The sequence below is a fragment of the Arthrobacter sp. Ms25 genome, from assembly GCF_059090365.1.
Map to the genome: position 1 here is coordinate 496,956 of NZ_JBNHFP010000004.1, position 17,855 is coordinate 514,810.

13 protein-coding genes are annotated in these 17,855 nt (G+C 67.0%); 8 read left to right on the forward strand and 5 right to left on the reverse strand.

Annotated elements, in window-relative coordinates; genetic code table 11:
* Positions 1-26: 26 nt before the first annotated feature.
* Positions 27-626, reverse strand: a complete 600-nt coding sequence (locus tag AC5RT8_RS13855) for a GDSL-type esterase/lipase family protein (RefSeq protein ID WP_494096276.1) — start codon at positions 624-626, stop codon at positions 27-29.
* A 66-nt stretch (positions 627-692) separates the two neighbouring features.
* Entirely contained in the window at positions 693-4,490 is a 3,798-nt protein-coding gene (locus AC5RT8_RS13860; protein ID WP_494096277.1) for a multifunctional oxoglutarate decarboxylase/oxoglutarate dehydrogenase thiamine pyrophosphate-binding subunit/dihydrolipoyllysine-residue succinyltransferase subunit, read from the reverse strand.
* A gap of 488 nt (positions 4,491-4,978) precedes the next feature.
* Here AC5RT8_RS13860 and AC5RT8_RS13865 point away from each other — a divergent pair, with 488 nt between their 5' ends.
* The 5 genes from AC5RT8_RS13865 (at position 4,979) to AC5RT8_RS13885 (ending at position 10,196) form a co-directional block, all read left to right on the forward strand.
* Complete coding sequence (locus AC5RT8_RS13865; RefSeq protein WP_494096278.1) at positions 4,979-6,367, forward strand: hemolysin family protein; 1,389 nt, start codon at positions 4,979-4,981, stop codon at positions 6,365-6,367.
* Entirely contained in the window at positions 6,364-7,428 is a 1,065-nt protein-coding gene (locus AC5RT8_RS13870; protein ID WP_494096279.1) for a hemolysin family protein, read from the forward strand. The genes AC5RT8_RS13865 and AC5RT8_RS13870 overlap by 4 nt, the downstream gene beginning before the upstream one ends.
* A 98-nt stretch (positions 7,429-7,526) precedes the next feature.
* A complete protein-coding gene (locus AC5RT8_RS13875; protein WP_494096280.1) occupies positions 7,527-8,495 on the forward strand; it encodes a metal ABC transporter solute-binding protein, Zn/Mn family in 969 nt (322 codons plus the stop codon).
* A 26-nt stretch (positions 8,496-8,521) separates the two neighbouring features.
* Positions 8,522-9,322 (forward strand): metal ABC transporter ATP-binding protein, encoded by an 801-nt coding sequence (locus tag AC5RT8_RS13880; RefSeq protein ID WP_494096418.1) that lies wholly within the window; start codon positions 8,522-8,524, stop codon positions 9,320-9,322.
* Positions 9,309-10,196, forward strand: a complete 888-nt coding sequence (locus AC5RT8_RS13885) for a metal ABC transporter permease (RefSeq protein WP_494096419.1) — start codon at positions 9,309-9,311, stop codon at positions 10,194-10,196. Before AC5RT8_RS13880 ends, AC5RT8_RS13885 begins: the two co-directional genes overlap by 14 nt.
* On the opposite strand, the gene AC5RT8_RS13890 is transcribed toward AC5RT8_RS13885, so the two are convergent.
* Positions 10,193-10,624 carry a Fur family transcriptional regulator gene (locus AC5RT8_RS13890; protein WP_494096281.1) on the reverse strand — a complete coding sequence of 144 codons (432 nt, stop codon included), beginning with the start codon at positions 10,622-10,624 and terminating at the stop codon, positions 10,193-10,195. The two genes, AC5RT8_RS13885 and AC5RT8_RS13890, sit on opposite strands and share 4 nt — an antisense overlap.
* A gap of 128 nt (positions 10,625-10,752) precedes the next feature.
* Here AC5RT8_RS13890 and AC5RT8_RS13895 point away from each other — a divergent pair, with 128 nt between their 5' ends.
* The 3 genes from AC5RT8_RS13895 (at position 10,753) to AC5RT8_RS13905 (ending at position 12,800) form a co-directional block, all read left to right on the forward strand.
* Positions 10,753-11,412 carry an MBL fold metallo-hydrolase gene (locus AC5RT8_RS13895; RefSeq protein WP_494096282.1) on the forward strand — a complete coding sequence of 220 codons (660 nt, stop codon included), beginning with the start codon at positions 10,753-10,755 and terminating at the stop codon, positions 11,410-11,412.
* Positions 11,412-12,278 (forward strand): sulfurtransferase, encoded by an 867-nt coding sequence (locus AC5RT8_RS13900; protein WP_494096283.1) that lies wholly within the window; start codon positions 11,412-11,414, stop codon positions 12,276-12,278. Before AC5RT8_RS13895 ends, AC5RT8_RS13900 begins: the two co-directional genes overlap by 1 nt.
* Positions 12,279-12,371: 93 nt before the next feature.
* Positions 12,372-12,800: an HIT family protein gene (locus AC5RT8_RS13905; protein ID WP_494096420.1), complete on the forward strand. Its 429-nt coding sequence runs from the start codon at positions 12,372-12,374 to the stop codon at positions 12,798-12,800.
* An 81-nt stretch (positions 12,801-12,881) separates the two neighbouring features.
* Here the strand turns inward: AC5RT8_RS13905 and hrpA are convergent, their stop codons facing one another.
* Both hrpA and AC5RT8_RS13915 read right to left on the reverse strand, forming a co-directional pair.
* Positions 12,882-16,808: an ATP-dependent RNA helicase HrpA gene (gene hrpA / locus AC5RT8_RS13910; RefSeq protein WP_494096284.1), complete on the reverse strand. Its 3,927-nt coding sequence runs from the start codon at positions 16,806-16,808 to the stop codon at positions 12,882-12,884.
* Between the two features lie 13 nt (positions 16,809-16,821).
* On the reverse strand, positions 16,822-17,820 hold the full coding sequence (locus AC5RT8_RS13915) for a helix-turn-helix transcriptional regulator (protein WP_494096285.1): 999 nt from the start codon (positions 17,818-17,820) through the stop codon (positions 16,822-16,824).
* Positions 17,821-17,855 lie beyond the last annotated feature (35 nt).

The window sequence follows — 17,855 nt, forward strand, 5'->3', positions numbered from 1 at the left end:
CACGCGTCCGTTTGTGACGCTGGGATCTAGTTCATGTCGGGCAGGTCCAGCCACTGGTACCAGCCGCGGTGAAGCACCAGCCAGGCCATGAGGCCGTAGCCGGCCTGGCCCGGCGTCCCGCCGTTGGCGGCCAGGTCGGTGCGCCACTGCTCGTGGTTCAGCAGCGGGTTGAGGGTATCCACGTACATGTGCTTGCGCCGCGTGGTGACGTCGCCGAAGGCTGCGGAAAGATCCGCGAGCCTGCGGTTGCGTTCCGGGTCAAGCCCGGGAGGCGGGCCCACGACGAAAACCTTGATGCTCATCTGCGCGGCGCCGTCCAGAATATTGGCCAGGTTCAGGCGGCTGCGGGCCGTGCTGAGGTCGAGGTCGAGGTCCCGGTCCGACAGGCCGATGACCAGGCGGTTCTCGCACCCGTCTTCGAACCGCCGCCCCGCCTCGGGCAGCCAGCGGTTGGCCAGTGCCTCGGTGCCCTCATTGGGTGCTGCCAGGCTATAGGCCTGGAGATTGACGTTCTCGGGCGATGTCCGGGCCAGGACCCGTCCGAGCCAGCCGAGTGCGCGCGGATCCCCGTGTCCGGCCAGCAGCTCATCACCTACCGCGGCAAGCCGAATTCTGCGTTGTTCCACTAGTCACCTTCTCGAATCAAAAAAAACGGGGGTGGGACGCCGAAGCGCCCCACCCCCAAACCTAGCCTACTGACGTTCGAAGGCCTTCTTCACCAAAATGTCCTGCTCCACTGCGTGGCGCTTGGCCGAGCCCGTAGCGGTGGATGCCGATGCGGGCCGGGAGACCAGGCGCAGACGGCGGTCCAGGTGCTGCGGCAGGTTGAGGCCGATGAAGGGCCACGGGCCCTGGTTGGCCGGCTCATCCTGCGCCCACACGATATCCGCATTGGGGTACTTCGCCACGGCTGCCCGGATCTCCTCGACAGGGAGCGGGTACAGCTGCTCCACGCGGACGATCGCGGTCTTCTCGTCACCGGTCTTCTGCCGGTTTGCCAGCAGATCGTAGTAGAGCCGCCCCGAGACGAGCAGTACGCGGTCGACGGCGTTCGCATCCAGTTCGGCATGCTCGCCGATCACCGGCTGGAACTCGCCGTGCGTGAACTCCTCCACCGAGGTAGCCGCTGCCTTCAGGCGGAGCAGCTGCTTGGGGGTGAAGACCACCAGCGGCTTGCGCGGACGGCTGTAGGCCTGGCGGCGCAGCAGATGGAAGTGCGAGGCACCCGTGGTCGGGTTGGCGACAATCATGTTGTCCTCAGCGCACATCTGCAGGAACCGCTCGATCCGCGCGGAGGAGTGGTCCGGTCCCTGGCCCTCGTAGCCGTGCGGCAGCATCAGCACCAGGGAGGAACGCTGGCCCCACTTCTGTTCGGCGGAAGAGATGAACTCGTCAATGATGGTCTGGGCGCCGTTGACGAAGTCGCCGAACTGGGCTTCCCACAGCACCAGTGCATCCGGGCGTTCCACCGAGTAGCCGTATTCGAAGCCCATGGCAGCGAATTCCGAAAGCAGGGAATCGTAGATCCACAGCTTCGCCTGGCCCGGGTCCAGTTCGGCCAGCGGCATCCACTCTTCGCCGGTCGCGCGGTCGTGGAAGACCGCGTGGCGCTGGGTGAAGGTGCCGCGGCGCGAGTCCTGCCCGGCGAGGCGTACGGGGACGCCTTCCATGAGCAGGGAGCCGAAGGCTGCGATTTCGGCGAAGCCCCAGTCGATGTTGCCCTCGCGGGACATCTGTTCGCGCTTCTCCAGCAGGGACTTCAGCTTGGGGTGGACCGTGAAGCCTTCCGGCACGGCGACGTGCGCCTTGCCGATATGGGCCAGGACCTCGGGGGAGACCGCCGTGCTGGCCGGCTTGATGATGGTGGTCCCTTCCTGCTGTGCGGCAGGACGTTCAAGGTCCGAAATTGCTTCCGTGTCCTTGGTGATGACCGGAATGGGCGAGGTCTGGGCGGCGTGCGTTTCCGCGAAGACCCGCTCCAGGCGGCCCTGGTAGTCGCGCATCGCCTGCTCGGCTTCGTCCTGGCTGATGTCGCCGCGTCCGATCAGGGACTCCGTGTACAGCTTCCGGACCGAACGCTTGGCCTCGATCAGGCTGTACATCATCGGCTGGGTCATCGACGGATCGTCGCCCTCGTTGTGGCCGCGGCGGCGGTAGCAGACCATGTCGATGACAACGTCCTTGTGGAAGCGCTGGCGGTATTCGTAGGCCAGCTGGCCCACGCGGACCACTGCTTCGGGGTCGTCGCCGTTGACGTGGAAGATCGGCGCCTGGACCATCTTCGCGACGTCGGTGGAGTACACCGAGGAACGGGAGGACGTCGGGGACGTCGTGAAGCCCACCTGGTTGTTGACCACCACATGGATGGTGCCGCCGGTGCGGTAGCCGCGCAACTGGGAGAGGTTGAGCGTTTCCGCCACCACGCCCTGGCCGGCGAAGGCTGCGTCGCCGTGCACCAGGATCGGCAGCACGGGGAATTCGTCGCCCTTGTCCAGGCGGTCCTGCTTGGCCCGGACAATGCCTTCGAGCACGGAGTCTCCGGCTTCGAGGTGGGACGGGTTGGCGGCAAGGTAGACCTTGGTCTTGTTCCCGTTGTCCGACGTGAAGGTTCCCTCGGTGCCGAGGTGGTACTTCACGTCGCCGGAGCCCTGCACGCTGCGCGGGTCCTGGGTGCCTTCGAATTCGCGGAAGACCTGTGCGTAGGTCTTGCCGGCGATGTTGGTCAGGACGTTCAGGCGGCCGCGGTGGGCCATGCCGATGCCGACTTCCTCGAGGCCGTCGTCGGCGGCACCGGAAATCACGGCGTCCAGCAGCGGAATCAGGGATTCGCCGCCCTCCAGGGAGAAGCGCTTCTGCCCAACGAACTTCGTCTGGAGGAACGTCTCGAAAGCCTCGGCAGCGTTGAGCTTGCTGAGGATGCGCAGCTGCTCTTCGCGGGTGGGCTTGGTGTACTTGGTCTCCAGGCGGTCCTGGAACCAGAGGCGCTCCTCGGGATCCTGGATGTGCATGTACTCGATGCCTGCGGTCCGGCAGTACGCATCACGCAGCACCCCGAGGATCTTGCGCAGCTTGAGCATCGGCTGGCCGCCGAAGCCGCCAGTCGGCCACTCCCGGTCCAGGTCCCACAGCGTCAGGCCGTGGTTCAGGATGTCCAGGTCGGCATGCCGGCGCTGGACATATTCCAGCGGGTTCGTGTCCGCCATCAGGTGGCCGCGGACGCGGTAGGCATGGATCAGCTGCTGGATGCGGGCAACCTTGTTGATCTGCTCATCCGGGTTGACTTGGATGTCCGGGCTCCAGCGGACCGGCTCGTACGGGATCCGCAGGGATTCGAAGATCTCGTCGTAGAAGTTCTGCTCACCCAGCAGCAGCTGGTGGATGATGCGCAGGAACTCGCCGCTGCCGGCACCCTGGATGACGCGGTGGTCATAGGTGGAGGTCAGGGTGATGATCTTGCTGATCGCGTTGCGGGCAAGGATCTTCTCGTTCGCGCCCTGGAACTCCGCCGGGTACTCAAGGGCACCGGCGCCGATGATGGCAGCCTGGCCCTTCGAGAGGCGCGGCACCGAGTGCACGGTGCCGATGCCGCCGGGGTTGGTCAGGGAGATGGTGGTGCCGCGGTAGTCGTCGGCGCCGAGCTTGCCGGCGCGGGCGCGCTTGACCAGGTCTTCGTAGGCATGCCAGAACTCCGAGAAGTTCAGCGTCTCGGCCTTCTTGATGTTCGGAACCACCAGGAGGCGTGTGCCGTCCGGCTTCGGCATGTCGATGGCCAGGCCGAAGTTTACGTGGGCGGGCTGGACGGCCACGGGCTTGCCGTCCACTTCGTCGTAGTGCACGTTCATGGAAGGGAACTGCGCTGCGGCACGGATGATGGCGTAACCCAGCAGGTGGGTGAAGGAAACCTTGCCGCCGCGGGCACGTTCCAGGTGGCTGTTGATGACAATCCGGTTGTCGATCAGCAGCTTGGCCGGAACCGCACGCACAGTGGTCGCCGTGGGGACGGTCAGGCTAAGGTCCATGTTCGTGGCGATGGCCTTGGCCGGCCCGCGGAGGACCGTGACCTTGTCCTCTTCAGCCACGGCACCGCTGGGCTGCGTCTTGGGCAGCTGCGCAGGGATGGGCGGGGCCTTGGGCTCGGGCTTGGAGTCGGTCTTCGGTGCGGCCCCGGACGCGGCCGGTTCCTTGGCTACCGGCGGCTTGCCCGACTGCTGCGTTGCAGCGGGGGATTCACCGGATGTCTTCGGTGCAGCGGGCTCCGCCTTCACCACCGGCAGTTCGCGGGTAGCCGTCTGCCCGTCGGGGGAGCCGGCAGCTTTCCCGGTGGAACCGTTGCCGGACTGGGAGTCTTCAGCCTTGAAGGATTCGAAGATGCTCCACCACTTCTTGTCAACGGAGTCCTTGTTCGACAGGTACTGCTCGTACAGTTCATCGACAAGCCACTCGTTGCCGCCGAATTCCTCCGGCAGGCGGTGGTTGGATTGGTCTGGCACTAGATATACGCCTCTTCCATGAGTTGCCGTTCGCCGTGATGGCACCATGTTCTGAGCGCTTCCGCCTCAAGTACTGGTGCGGCCCGGTGCGCAGTGACCGAGACTTCATGCCAGTCTAGTGACATAGGCGAAGATGTGGCCAATCCCGCATCCTTAGATGAAGTACCGCACGGATTCCGTCCTCCGGCACGGCCGCCGGAAGGGTAAAAAGCGCAGCTGTGGCGGGGCGGAAGCAAACCTGTAAACTGGGTTTTCTATGGACAGTTTCTCTAGGCGCCGGCCTGCGTCACGGACTGCGGTTGCCGCAGCCGCTGCGCCCCGGGCCGGCAACGCCCGCACATCCACTGCCCGGCACCCGGGTGCCGCTTCATTGGAGCCTTCCAGTCCGGCTTCAGCCGACCACCCTCCGTCTGAACGGATTCATGCAGGGGCCTTCCCCCCTTCCTTAACGCAGTATCTTCCGGCCCCCCGGACAGGGGAGCGCTGACATGGAGTGGCTTTACCTTCTGTTCGGCCTGCTGCTGATTCTCGGTACCGGATTCTTCGTTGCCGTGGAGTTCGCCCTGGTGGCCCTGGACCAGCCGTCCGTCCGCCGTGCAGTGGACGACGGCGACAAGGCAGCGGAACCCCTGCTGCGCTGCCTGACCACCCTCTCCACGCAGCTCTCCAGCTGTCAGCTGGGGATCACGCTGACCACCCTGCTGACCGGCTTTGTCATGGAGCCGTCCGTGGGCCGGCTGCTGGAGAGCCCGCTCGCCGCGCTCGGCCTGCCGCCGGTGGCGGTGGCCTCGGTGTCGGTGACCGTGGCGATGATCCTGGCCACCTTCCTCTCCATGCTGCTGGGCGAACTGATTCCCAAGAACATGTCCATCGCCATGCCGTTCCGTATCGGCAAGGCACTGGCCAGGCCGCAGCTGGCCTTCACCGTGGTCTTCAAGCCCGCAGTGCTCCTGCTGAACGGCTTCGCCAACAAGATCCTCCACCTCTTCGGACTTGAGGCCAAGGAAGAGGTCAGCGGAGCACGCACCCCCTCCGAGCTGTCCTCCATGGCACGGCGGTCCGCCGAGATGGGCACCCTGGACAAGGGCACGGCTGACTTCCTGTCCCGCACCTTCTCCTTTGCCGGCCGGACCGCCGCCGACGTCATGACGCCGCGCATCCGCCTGGAAACGATCGACGCCGAGCAGCCCGTGGCGGACGTCATCGAAGCGGCCCGGCGCACCGGGTACTCCCGGTTCCCGGTCCTCGGCGATTCCCCCGACGACATCCGCGGCGTGGTCCACGTCAAGAAGGCCGTGGCCGTACCGCGCAGCCGGCGGGCAACACTGCCGGCGGCGGCGATCATGAGCGAAATCCTCCGCGTACCGGAAACGGTCCACCTGGACTCGCTGCTCTCCGAGCTGCGCAACGCGAACCTGCAGCTCGCCGTCGTCCTGGACGAATACGGCGGAACCGCCGGCGTCGCCACCCTCGAGGACCTGGTGGAGGAAATTGTCGGCGAGGTGTCCGACGAGCATGACAAGGCCAAGCCCGGAGTGCTGCAAAGCGCCTCGGGTGCCTGGTACTTCCCGGGGATCATGCGCCCGGACGAGGTGTCCGCACTGGTTCCGCTGCTCCGGATGCCCGACGAAGCCGGTTATGAAACCGTGGGCGGATACATCATGGCCGAGCTGGGCCGGATTGCCGAAGCGGGTGACCGCGTGGACGTGCCCGGCGGCGTGCTGGAAGTGGAGCGGATGGAGGGACGCAGGATTGACCGTGTCAGCTTCATTCCCGCCGACGAAGGCGCCCCTGCCGGACAAACCGAACATATTGAAGACGAAGACAGCGCCGACCGGCCCGCGGAGCGCCCGGCACGCAGGGAAGGCATCCGATGAGTGACGTGGCGGGAATCTTCTGGCTGGTTGTCCTGCTGCTCGGCAACGCGTTCTTCGTCGGCAGCGAGTTTGCCGTGATGTCCGCGCGCCGCAGCCAGATCGAGCCCTACGCCGAGGCGGGATCCAAGCGCGCGAAGACCACGCTGTGGGCCATGGAGCATGTGTCCCTGATGCTTGCCTGCGCACAGCTGGGCATCACGGTCTGCTCCCTGCTCATCCTCTCTGTGGCCGAGCCGGCGATTCACCACCTGCTGTCGGTTCCGCTGGAGGCCGTGGGCCTTCCGGCCGAAGCAGCCGACGGCGCCGGGTTCCTCGTGGCGCTGCTGCTGGTCACTTTCCTGCACGTCACCATCGGCGAAATGGTGCCGAAGAACATTTCGGTGTCCGTCGCCGACCGTGCCGTACTGCTGCTGGCACCGCCCCTGGTCTTCATTTCCAGGCTCGTCCGCCCGGTCATTGCCAGCCTCAACTGGCTCGCCAACCATGCACTGCGGCTGATGGGGATCACCCCCAAGGACGAGGTGGCGTCCACGTTCACGCTGGAAGAAATGCAGTCCATCGTGGAGGAATCCACCAAGCACGGAACCGTGGACGACGATTCCGGCCTGATCTCCGGCGCGCTGGAATTTTCGGGCCAGACCGCGGGGACCGTGATGGTTCCCCTGGACGAGCTCGTGAGCCTGGGGACGGACTCCACCCCGGCGGAGTTCGAGCGGGCCGTGGCCCGGACCGGCTTCTCCCGCTTTGTCCTGGTGGACGCTGCCGGGAACCTCACGGGCTACATGCACCTGAAGGACGTCATGTCCATCCCGCTGGAGGCCTATGAGCGGCCCATCACGGAGAACAAGGTCCGCACCCTGGCCAACCTGCGCCTGGACGACGAAATCGAGGATGCCCTGGCCGTGATGCAGCGGACCGGTTCCCACCTGGCGCGCGTGCTGGGGCCGGACGGCAATACCCGCGGTGTCCTGTTCCTGGAAGACATCATCGAACAGCTGGTGGGCGAAATCCGGGACGCCACCCAGGCCCACGGCATCCGCCGAACCGGAGGCAGCGTCTAGATGCGAACCATTCGCGTTTAGGTTATGCTGAAAAGGCTTCGGCGGTGCCGGGGCCACTGTCCGCCGCCATGAACCGCCTATCCAGGGATACCCACCTTATGCACCGCTTTCCCGTCCGCCTGGCAGGAACCTTCTTTGCAGCAGTCGCGCTGGCGCTGACGGGCTGTACCGGCGGCGGAGAGGACAGTGCCGAGGGCACGGACGGCGTCATCAACGTGGTGGCGTCCACCGATGTGTACGGAAGCATCCTGGCTTCGGTCGGCGGGGACAACGTTGAGGTCACCGCCCTGATCGACCGGCCCAGCCAGGATCCGCACTCCTACGAGGCGACGGCGCGGGACCGGCTCGCGGTTTCCAAGGCCGACCTGGTGGTGCTCAACGGCGGGGGATATGACTCGTTCCTCGAGAAGCTTGCGGCAGACGAGGGCATTCCCGCAGAGGATATCCTCAACGCCGTGGACATCTCCGGCCTCGAGGATCAGGGCCCGGCGGAAACCGGGGAGGGCCACGACTGGGACGACGGCCACCACGGACACAGCCACGGTTCCTTCAACGAGCATGTCTGGTACAGCCCCGAGGCGATGGGCAGGCTGGCGGACGCCGCCGCCGAACGCCTGGGCGAACTGGACACGGATGCAGGCGGGTCCTTCCGCAGCAATGCCGCAGACTTCAACGACGGCATCGAGGAAATCAACACTTCCCTGGCCGGACTGCGGGAAACCGCCGGCGGGCGGGATGTGGCGCTGACCGAACCGGTGCCGGACTACCTGGTGGAAGCGGCAGGGCTGCACAATGCCACCCCGTCGGACTTCACGGAGGCCGTCGAGGAAGGATCGGACGTTCCGCCGAACGTCCTGAAGCAGATGCAGGACCTGGTGACGGGCGGTTCCATTGCCTTCCTGGGCTACAACGAACAGACGTCCACCTCCCAGACCGGTGCCGTCCGCGAGGCAGCGGAGGCCGCCGGTGTGCCGGTGATCGATTTCTCGGAGACCCTTCCCGAGGGCCAGGACTACCTGCAGTGGATGGCCGGTAACACCGCGGCCATGGAAAGCGTGCTGCAGTGAATGCCGCAGCCCGGCCCGCCCCCGTGGTGCGCCTGCGAGACGCCGGACTCGCCTTCGGGGAACGCACGCTGTGGAAGAACCTCGACCTGGACATCAATGCCGGTGAATTCCTGGCCGTCCTCGGCCCCAACGGCTCCGGCAAGACAAGCTTCCTGAAAGTCCTGCTGGGACTGCAGCCGCTCAGCGGGGGCACCGTCACCATTAACGGCCGCAACGTGCAGCGGGGCAGCAAGGACATCGGCTACATCCCGCAGCAGAAATCCTTCAGCCCGGGCACACCGCTGCGCGGACGCGACCTGGTGGGACTCGGCGTCGACGGCGACCGCTGGGGCCTGCGCCTGCGCGGAAAGCCGGTACGCCGCCGCGTGGACCGGCTGCTTGAGCAGGTGGGGGCTACCTCCTACGCAGATGAACCCGTAGGACGGCTTTCCGGCGGCGAGCTGCAGCGCCTGCGTGCCGCCCAGGCGCTGGCCACGAATCCGGACCTGCTGCTCTGCGACGAGCCCCTGCTCTCCCTGGACCTGCACCATCAGCAGGCCATCAGCTCCCTGATCGAGCGGCGCTGCCACGACGACGGCGCCGCCGTCGTTTTCGTGACCCACGAAATCAACCCGGTGATCGAATACGTGGACCGGGTGCTGTACCTCGCCGGCGGGCAGTTCCGCACCGGCACGCCTGCCGAAGTCCCGCGCAGCGATGTGCTGTCGGAAATGTACGGCAGCCGCGTCGAAGTCCTGCGCAGCCACGGCAGGATTGTGGTCATGGGCATCCCGGATGCCACCACCCACCACCACGGAGAAAGCGAGGGCGACCTTGGACCTGCGTAGTTTCTTCGATGCGGTTTTCGATTTCAGCGATTACGGCGAGCTGCTTCCGCTGGTGCAGAACTCCATCTGGGCCGCCGCCATCCTTGGCCTGGTCGGCGGGCTGATCGGTACCTTCGTGCTGATGCGGGACCTGGCCTTCGCCGTGCACGGAATCGCCGAACTGTCGTTCGCCGGAGCGTCCTTCGCGCTGCTGATCGGCGTCAATGTGGTTGTCGGTTCGCTGGCGGGATCGGTGGCCGCGGCCGTCCTCCTGGCGGTCATGGGCCTGCGGGCGCGGGACCGGAACTCGATCATCGGCGTCATCATGCCCTTCGGCCTGGGGCTGGGCATCCTGTTCCTTGGCCTCTACGAGGGCCGTTCCGCCAATAAGTTCGGGCTGCTGACCGGCCAGATCGTCGCAGTGGACACCGTGCAGCTGAACCTGCTGGCCGGCGTTGCCGCCGTCGTTGTCGCCGCACTGCTGTTTATCTGGCGTCCGCTGACCTTCGCCAGTGCGGATCCGGACCTCGCCGAGGCACGCGGCGTGCCGGTGCGGACGCTCTCGATTGTCTTCATGTTCCTGCTGGGGCTCGCCGTTGCCCTGTCCATCCAGGTGGTCGGAGCGCTTCTGGTGCTCTCGCTGCTGATCACCCCGGCAGCCGCGGCCCTGCTGGTGACGTCCTCCCCGCGGCTGGTCGTCTTCCTCAGCGTGCTCTTCGCGCTGGCCTCCTCGGTGGGCGGCATCCTGCTCGCACTGGGCGGACGGATTCCGATCAGCCCGTACGTGACCACGGTGTCCTTTTTGATCTACCTGGTCTGCCGGGTCATCCGGCGGGTGCGCGGCGGGCAGCGGCGCCGGCAGCTCAGCGCCAACACGGCTACGGCTTCCGCCTAGCCTTTACGGGCGCTGCATTCCGGACACAGGCCAAAGACCTCGACGGTGTGTGCCACCTCGGTAAACCCGTGCGCGGCACCGAGGCCCGCTGCCCAGTTCTCCACCGCAGGTGCTTCCACCTCCACGGCCTTGCCGCATTCGCGGCAGACGAGGTGATGGTGGTGGTGCCCGGCGGCGCACCTCCGGTACAGCGCCTCCCCGTCGCCGCCCCGCAGGACATCCACGAGGTTTTCGTCCGCCATGGACTGCAGGACCCGGTAGGCGGTGGCCAGCGAAATCCGCTCGCCGCGCTCCTGCAGCAGCCGGAACAGTTCCTGGGTGCTGACGAAGTCGTCCAGCTCATCCAGGGCACGGCTTACTGCCAGGCGCTGGCGCGTGACACGCTGCTCCGGTGCGCGTTTGGACGTCCGGGATGCCTCAGGTGACACGGATGTTCCTCCAGCGGGTGGGACGGCGGACGGCGGCACGGGCCGTGGGATACGTAGACCCCTAAGATTATCAGCAGCGCCGCGCCCGCGTCCTGCACGGCCGAAGCGCTGCGGAGTAGGGTGGCGCTATGAAAATGACGAAGTTCATGCACTCCTGTGTCCGGTTCGAGCAGGGCGGCAAGGTTCTGGTGCTGGATCCCGGCACGTTTTCCGAAGTGGAAACGGCGCTGAAGGATGCGGACGCCGTCCTGATCACCCACGAGCATGCAGACCACGTGGACCGCCCGCGGGTGTTCGCGGCCATGCAGGAGCAGCCGTCGCTGGAGCTCCATGCCCCGGCCGGCCTTGCTGCCTCGCTTCGCAGCGAAGCCCCGCAGGGGGTGGACAGCCGCATCCACGCCGTCGAGCCCAATACCAGCTTCACCGTTGCAGGATTCGGCATCCAGTCCTTCGGCGGCCAGCATGCCCTGATCCATCCCCTGATTCCCCTCGTGGCCAATATCGGCTACCTGGTGGAAGGCCGGGTCTACCACCCGGGGGACTCCTTCGTGGTGCCCAACGGACTGCGGCCGCGGACCGTGCTGGTGCCCATCCACGCGCCCTGGTCCAAGGCGGGGGAAGTCATCGACTTCGTCATTGCCACCGGAGCCGAGCGTGCCTATCCCATTCATGACGCCCTCCTGAACGAACGGGGCGTGGGCATGGTCGAGGGGCACGTGACCCGGTTCGGCAAGACCTACGGCACCGAATTCCGGCACCTGGACGCCGGGGAAACCGTGGACCTGTAATGGAGGTCCTGATTCCGGTGCCCGAACTGCAGGCGCGCCTTGGCTCCGCCCGTCCGCCGGTGCTGCTGGACGTGCGCTGGGCCCTCGGCGCCACGGACGGCAGGGAAAAGTACCTGCACGGACACCTGCCCGGGGCGGTCTACGTGGACCTGGATACGGAACTTTCCGCCCCCGCGGTGCCTTCCGAGGGTCGGCATCCGCTGCCGGATGCTGCGGGCTTCGCCGAGGCTGCCCGCAGCTGGGGCCTGAATGACGGGGACACGGTGGTGGCGTACGACGACGCCGGGGGCACGGCGGCGGCCCGCGCCTGGTGGCTGCTGCGCCACGCGGGGTGGAAGGACGTGTTCCTGCTCGACGGCGGCCTGGCCGCGTGGCGCACGGCAGGACTGCCGCTGGAGCGCGGTTTGGTCTCACCGCAGCGCGGGACGGCGGAACTGTCCTGGGGGCACATGCCCGTTGCCGGCCTGCGGGACGTCGGCAGCGTGGCGGTCTCCGGTACGCTTATCGATGCCCGTGCACCGGAACGCTACCGCGGGGAGAATGAACCGGTGGATCCCCGCGCCGGCCATATCCCGGGCGCCGTCAACCGGCCCTCCACCGATAACCTCGCCCCTGACGGCAGCTTTCTTGGCCCGGCCGAGCTGCGTGCCTCATTCGAGGCGCTGGGCGTCCGTCCGGACCGGCCCGTTGCCGCCTACTGCGGGTCGGGTGTCTTCGCCGCCCACGAGGTGGCCGCCCTGGCGTCCGCCGGCATTGAGGCGGCGCTGTATCCGGGCTCCTGGTCACAGTGGTCCAACACTCCCGGCGCTCCGGTGGCGACAGGTCCCGACGCGGGCAGTGCCGAAACCCGGGCGGAAAAGGGGTAGCGTCGAATCATGTTTACCGGCCGACCCGTTCCTCCGCCGCTGCGGGCATCCGTGCCCGCCGCCGGCTCGACGGACACCTTCGAAGGAGAACCCATGCCCACACTGTTCACCCGGATCATCAACGGCGAGATTCCCGGCCGTTTTGTCTGGAAGGATGACGACGTGGTGGCGTTCCTGAGCATCGGCCCGCTCAGCGACGGCCATACCCTGGTGGTGCCGCGGGCCGAGATCAACAAGTGGACGGACGCACCTGCGGACCTGATGCAGAAACTGATGGCTGTTGCCCACGCCGTGGGCCGGGCGCAGGTGGAGGTGTTCGGTTCCGAACGGGCCGGGCTGACCATCGCCGGATTCGAAGTGGATCACCTGCACCTGCACGTCTGGCCCGCCAACTCAATGCAGGACTTTGACTTCAGCCGGGCCGAATCCGACCCGGACCCCGAGCGGATGGAGTCCAATGCGCAGAAACTGCGCGCCGGGCTGCGGGCCGCCGGTTACGGGGAGTTCGTCCCCGAGGCGTAAACCGACCCGCCTCCCGCACCAGCCCCCGCACCAGCCTCCGGCACCGCTTGCCGGGGCTGGCGTTGGGGGGGCCGCAGCAGGCTAGGCCGGAGCCAGGGCCGCGTTCAAGGCGGTCCGGATCCGCTTCTCCGAAACGCTGCGGACCGTGCCCAGTTCCTGGGCAAAGAAGCTGATCCGCAGTTCCTCGATCATCCACCGGACCTCCGCAAGTTCCGGGGGAGTGCCGCGGCCGGGCGCAAGTGCCGCCACGGCGTCGTCGTAGTCATCCTCCAGGCCCTGGACCACTGCCATGGACAGGCCGTCTCGCTGGACGTTGTTCGGCAGCTTCTCCAGGCGGCGCTCGATGCCCGCCAGATACCGCGGCAGGTGCATCAGCTGGGCGTAGCCGGTGCGGGCCACGAAACCGGGGTACACCAGGGCATCCAGCTGCGCCTTGATGTCGTTGAGGGCGCTGATGAGGGCCAGGGACGTGGTGCCCTTCAGCGCCTTGGTGATCCGCCGCGTGCTGGAGAGGATCTTCTCCACAATCGCGGTGACGGTGAAGACCGTGTCGATCAGCTCGGCCCGCACTGTTTCATACAGGGCATCGAACTCGGCACGGGACCAGGGCAGCGCTTCGGGGACGAGCTTGTCCACGGCAGCCAGGGTGCAGTCCTCGATCAGTGCCGCCACGCTGCCGTGCGGGTTCTGGCTGAAGGTCAGCTTCTCCGCGTTGCTCAGGTGTTCCAGCACGTACTTCGAAGGGCTGGGCACGCGCAGCACCAGCAGCCGGATGACGCCGGCGCGCATGGCGGCTCGCTGTTCGCCGGGGCTCTGGAAGATCCGCACGCCGGCGGTGCTGCCTTCATCCACCAGGGCCGGGTAGCCGGTCACCGTATGCCCGGCCACCAGCCGCTGGACCTGCTTCTCCAAGGTGCCGACGCTCCACTCCGTGAGGCCCGTCTGCTCGGCCACGGAGGCACCGGGACCGGTGCCGCCGGCGGACGGGACAGCCGGACCGTTGGCGGTCCCGGTCCTGCTCTTCGGCCCTTTGGGACCCTTGGGACCCTTTGGCCCGCGCGGCTGCACGGTGGACGGCGTGGCGCCCAGCGACTCGGCAATGGCGCGGCGGGTGGCCGGGGCCAGGGACTCCTGCAGCGCCGCAAGGTCCTTGCCCTCATCGAGCACCCGTCCGGAGGAATCGACCACGGTGAAGGTCATCCGCAGATGCCCCGGCACGGCATCCCAGTTCCAGGAACCGGGCGGAATGATCGAGCCCTTCAACCGCCGCAGCACCAGTTCCAGCGACGGTTCCAGCTCATCCGACGCCGGGTCGAAGTCCGCAGCCAGCGCGGCGGCAGCCGAGCGGGCGACATCGGGCGCCGGAACGAAGTTCTTCCGCACCGCTTTGGGCAAGGACTTGATCAGGGCGGTGATCAGTTCGGCACGGAGGCCCGGAATCTGCCACGCGAACGGGCCGGGGGTGAGCTGGTTCAGGAACAGGACCGGCACCTCCACGCTCACGCCGTCGTTGGCCCCGGGCACGCCCGGCGTGAACTCATAGGACAGCGGCAGTTCGAAGGAACCGTAGAAGAAGGACTTCGGGAAATCGTTTTCGTCCAGCCCGGCGGCGTCGTCGGTGCGCAGCGCATCCGGATCGAAGTCCAGCAGGGAAGGGTTTTCCTGCCGCGCGGACTTCCACCACTTGTCGAAGTGGCGTTCGGATACAACGTCCTTGCCCACCCGCTCGTCGTAGAACTCGAAGAGCGTTTCATCGTCCACCCGCAGGCCGCGGCGCCGGACCCGGTTCTCCAGTTCCTCCACCTCGGCCAGCAGGGCCTGGTTGCGGGAGAAGAACTTGTGGTGCGTGCGCCAGTCACCCTCCACCAGGGCATGGCGGATGAACATTTCCCGCGAAAGGACCGGGTCGATCCGGCCGTAGTTGATGCTGCGCTGCGGAACCACCGGTACGCCGTAAAGGGTGACCTTTTCATAGGCCATCACGGCGCCGCGGCTCTTGGACCAGTGCGGCTCGCTGTAGGTGCGCTTGACCAGGTGCGGGGCCACTTCCTCGGCCCAGAGCGGATCAAAGGATGCCGCCACCCGTGCCCAGAGCCTGGAGGTTTCCACCAGTTCGGCGGCCATCACCCAGTCCGGTGACTTCTTGAACAGGGCCGAGCCGGGGAATACCGCAAAACGGGTGCCGCGGGCGCCGGCGTATTCACGCTTGCGCTGGTCGTAGAGGCCGATATGGCTGAGCAGCCCGGCCAGCAGCGACATATGGATTTCCTTATGCCGGCCCACCGGGTCCACGGGATCCGGGGAGAGGGTGATCCCCAGCGGCTTGGCCAGCTGGCGCAGCTGGGCGAACAGGTCCTGCCACTCGCGGATGCGCAGGAAGTTCAGGAACTCGTTCTTGCACAGCCGGCGGAACGCGGAGGAAGAGAGTTCCTTCTGCTTCTCCTGGATGTAGCGCCACAGGTTCAGGTAGCCGGTGAAATCCGACTTCTCGTCCACGAAGCGCTTGTGCATTTCCGCGGCCTTCTGTGCCCGGGCCGGATCGTCCTTGGAGGGCCGCTCGCGCGGGTCCTGGATGGTCAGGGCAGCGGTGAGCACCATGACCTCCTTGGCACAGCCGCGGCTGCCGGCCTCGACGATCATCCGGCCGAGCCGGGGATCCACGGGCAGCTGGGAAAGCTTGCGGCCCACCGGGGTGATCCCGCCCTTTGGCTGCAGGGCACCGAGTTCGCGCAGCAGGACGGCGCCGTCGTTGACGGCCTTGGCATCCGGGGGCTGGACGAACGGGAAATCCGCCACGTCCCGGGGGCTCTTCGCCACGCCCATGGCCGCCATCTGCAGGATCACGGCGGCCAGGTTGGTCCGCAGGATCTCGGGGTCGGTGAACTCCGGCCGGGACTCGAAGTCCTCCTGGGAGTACAGGCGGATGGCAATGCCGTCGGAAACGCGGCCGCATCGCCCGGAGCGCTGGTTGGCCGAGGCCTGCGAAATCCGCTCGATCGGCAGGCGCTGGACCTTGGTGCGGTGCGAGTAGCGCGAGATGCGGGCGGTGCCGGTGTCAATGACGTACTTGATCCCCGGAACGGTCAGCGAGGTTTCGGCCACGTTGGTGGCCAGGACAATCCGGCGGTTCCGGCCGGGGGAGAAGACCTTGTGCTGCTCGGCCAGGGAGAGACGGGCATACAGCGGCAGGATTTCGGTGTTCGCCAGCCGCGGGTTGCGGGCAACCGAGGAGCGCAGGGCGTCGGCGGCGTCGCGGATTTCGCGCTCGCCGGAGAAGAACACGAGGATATCGCCGGGCGCCTCGCGGGAGAGCTCGTCGACGGCGTCACACACCGCGTCCACCGGGTCCCGGTCTTCTTCGAGCTCGTCGTCGATGTCCTCGTCACCGCCGTCCGCCGGCTGGTTCAGCGGACGGTAGCGGATCTCCACGGGGAAGGTCCGGCCGGAGACCTCGATGATCGGTGCCGGCTTGCCGTCCACGGCAAAGTGCTCGGCGAAGCGCTGGGGATCGATCGTGGCAGAGGTGATGATCACCTTCAGGTCCGGACGCTCCGGCAGCAGCCGGCGCAGGTAGCCCAGGATGAAGTCGATGTTCAGGCTGCGTTCATGCGCCTCATCGATGATGATGGTGCTGTACTTCTTCAGCTTGCGGTCATGCTGGATTTCGGCGAGGAGGATGCCGTCGGTCATCAGCTTGACCTTGGTTTTCCGGCTGGTTTCGCCGGTGAAGCGGACCTGGAAGCCCACCTCGTCGCCGATTTCGACGTCGAGCTCCGAGGCGATCCGCTCGGCCACGGTGCGGGCAGCGAGCCGCCGCGGCTGGGTATGGCCGATCAGGCCCTTCTCGGCCAGGCCGAGTTCCAGGCACATCTTGGGGATCTGCGTGGTCTTTCCGGACCCGGTTTCGCCCGCAATGACGACGACCTGGTTGGCGGCAATCGCAGCCATGATGTCTTCGCGGCGCTCGGAAACGGGCAGCTGTTCGGGATAGGAAATTGTCAGTGCCATGATTGCCACCAGTCTAGTGGCTTGGCCGGACGGTCTCCCCGGATTCCGCCGTGGGCGGGATTTCGACGGCGCGCTGCAGCAGGGAGACGGCGCGGCGGGCCCGCTCGCGCATTTCCGGCGGGTCGAGGATCTCGAAGGGCACGCCCCAGGCGGTCAGGTTAATCAGGGGCAGGTCCAGGGAATCCCAGCCGCCGCGCACTATGGTGTGCGCGGGGCCGTCGGCCTCGAGGCTGGCCACGTCGGGAGGCACCCGCTCGGCTACGGATGCCAGCGGAGCAGCCAGCCGCACCACCACGGAGTAGCGGTAGGGGTTGCGGGTAATCGATTCCTGGACGTACGCGGCCAGGTCCCGGGCGGGCAGCGGGCGGGGTGTGAACCGCTCGCGCGGAGCGGGGATGCTGGTGCAGCGGTCCACCCGGAAGGTCCGCCAGTCGGCACGGTCCACATCCCAGGCGACGGCATACCAGCGCCTGCCGGTGCCCACCAGCCGGTAGGGTTCCACCATCCGGCGCCTCGAACCGCCGTCGGCCGCGGTGTAGCGGAAGCTGAGGACCCTGCGCTCGGTGATGCCGGCGGAAAACGCGGTGAGGATCTCCGGATCCACCCCTCCCGGTGGTCCGGACAGGGTGGAGACGGACTGGCGCAGGGCCGAGAACTTGGGCCGCAGCCGGCCGGGCAGGACCTGCTCCAGCTTCACCAGGGCCCGGACCGAGGCTTCCCCGATGCCGGTCACCGGCCCGGTGGCCACCGTGGCGAGACCCAGGGCGACGGCCAGGGCTTCGTCGTCGTCGAGCAGCAGCGGCGGAAGCTGCGCACCGGCGCCGAGCTGGTAGCCGCCGGCAATCCCCGGGGACGCGGAGATGGGGTAGCCGAGGGTGCGCAGCTTGCCGATGTCCCGGCGCACCGTGCGTTCGGTGATGGACAGCCGTTCGGCGAGCGCCGCGCCGGTCCATTCTCGCCGCAGCTGCAGCAGGGAGAGCAGCTGTAGGAGCCGCGCTGAAGTCTCCAACATGGAGACCAAGCTACGCGCTCTTTAGGTCAAAAGCT

Excerpts from the sequence above, each read along its gene's own strand:
- AC5RT8_RS13865 (WP_494096278.1), top strand. The coding sequence starts at position 4,979 with ATGGAGTGGCTTTACCTTCTGTTCGGCCTGCTGCTGATTCTCGGTACC.
- AC5RT8_RS13870 (WP_494096279.1), top strand. The coding sequence starts at position 6,364 with ATGAGTGACGTGGCGGGAATCTTCTGGCTGGTTGTCCTGCTGCTCGGC.
- AC5RT8_RS13875 (WP_494096280.1), top strand. The coding sequence starts at position 7,527 with ATGCACCGCTTTCCCGTCCGCCTGGCAGGAACCTTCTTTGCAGCAGTC.
- AC5RT8_RS13895 (WP_494096282.1), top strand. The coding sequence starts at position 10,753 with ATGAAAATGACGAAGTTCATGCACTCCTGTGTCCGGTTCGAGCAGGGC.
- AC5RT8_RS13900 (WP_494096283.1), top strand. The coding sequence starts at position 11,412 with ATGGAGGTCCTGATTCCGGTGCCCGAACTGCAGGCGCGCCTTGGCTCC.
- AC5RT8_RS13905 (WP_494096420.1), top strand. The coding sequence starts at position 12,372 with ATGCCCACACTGTTCACCCGGATCATCAACGGCGAGATTCCCGGCCGT.
- hrpA (WP_494096284.1), bottom strand. The coding sequence starts at position 16,808 with ATGGCACTGACAATTTCCTATCCCGAACAGCTGCCCGTTTCCGAGCGC.
- AC5RT8_RS13915 (WP_494096285.1), bottom strand. The coding sequence starts at position 17,820 with ATGTTGGAGACTTCAGCGCGGCTCCTACAGCTGCTCTCCCTGCTGCAG.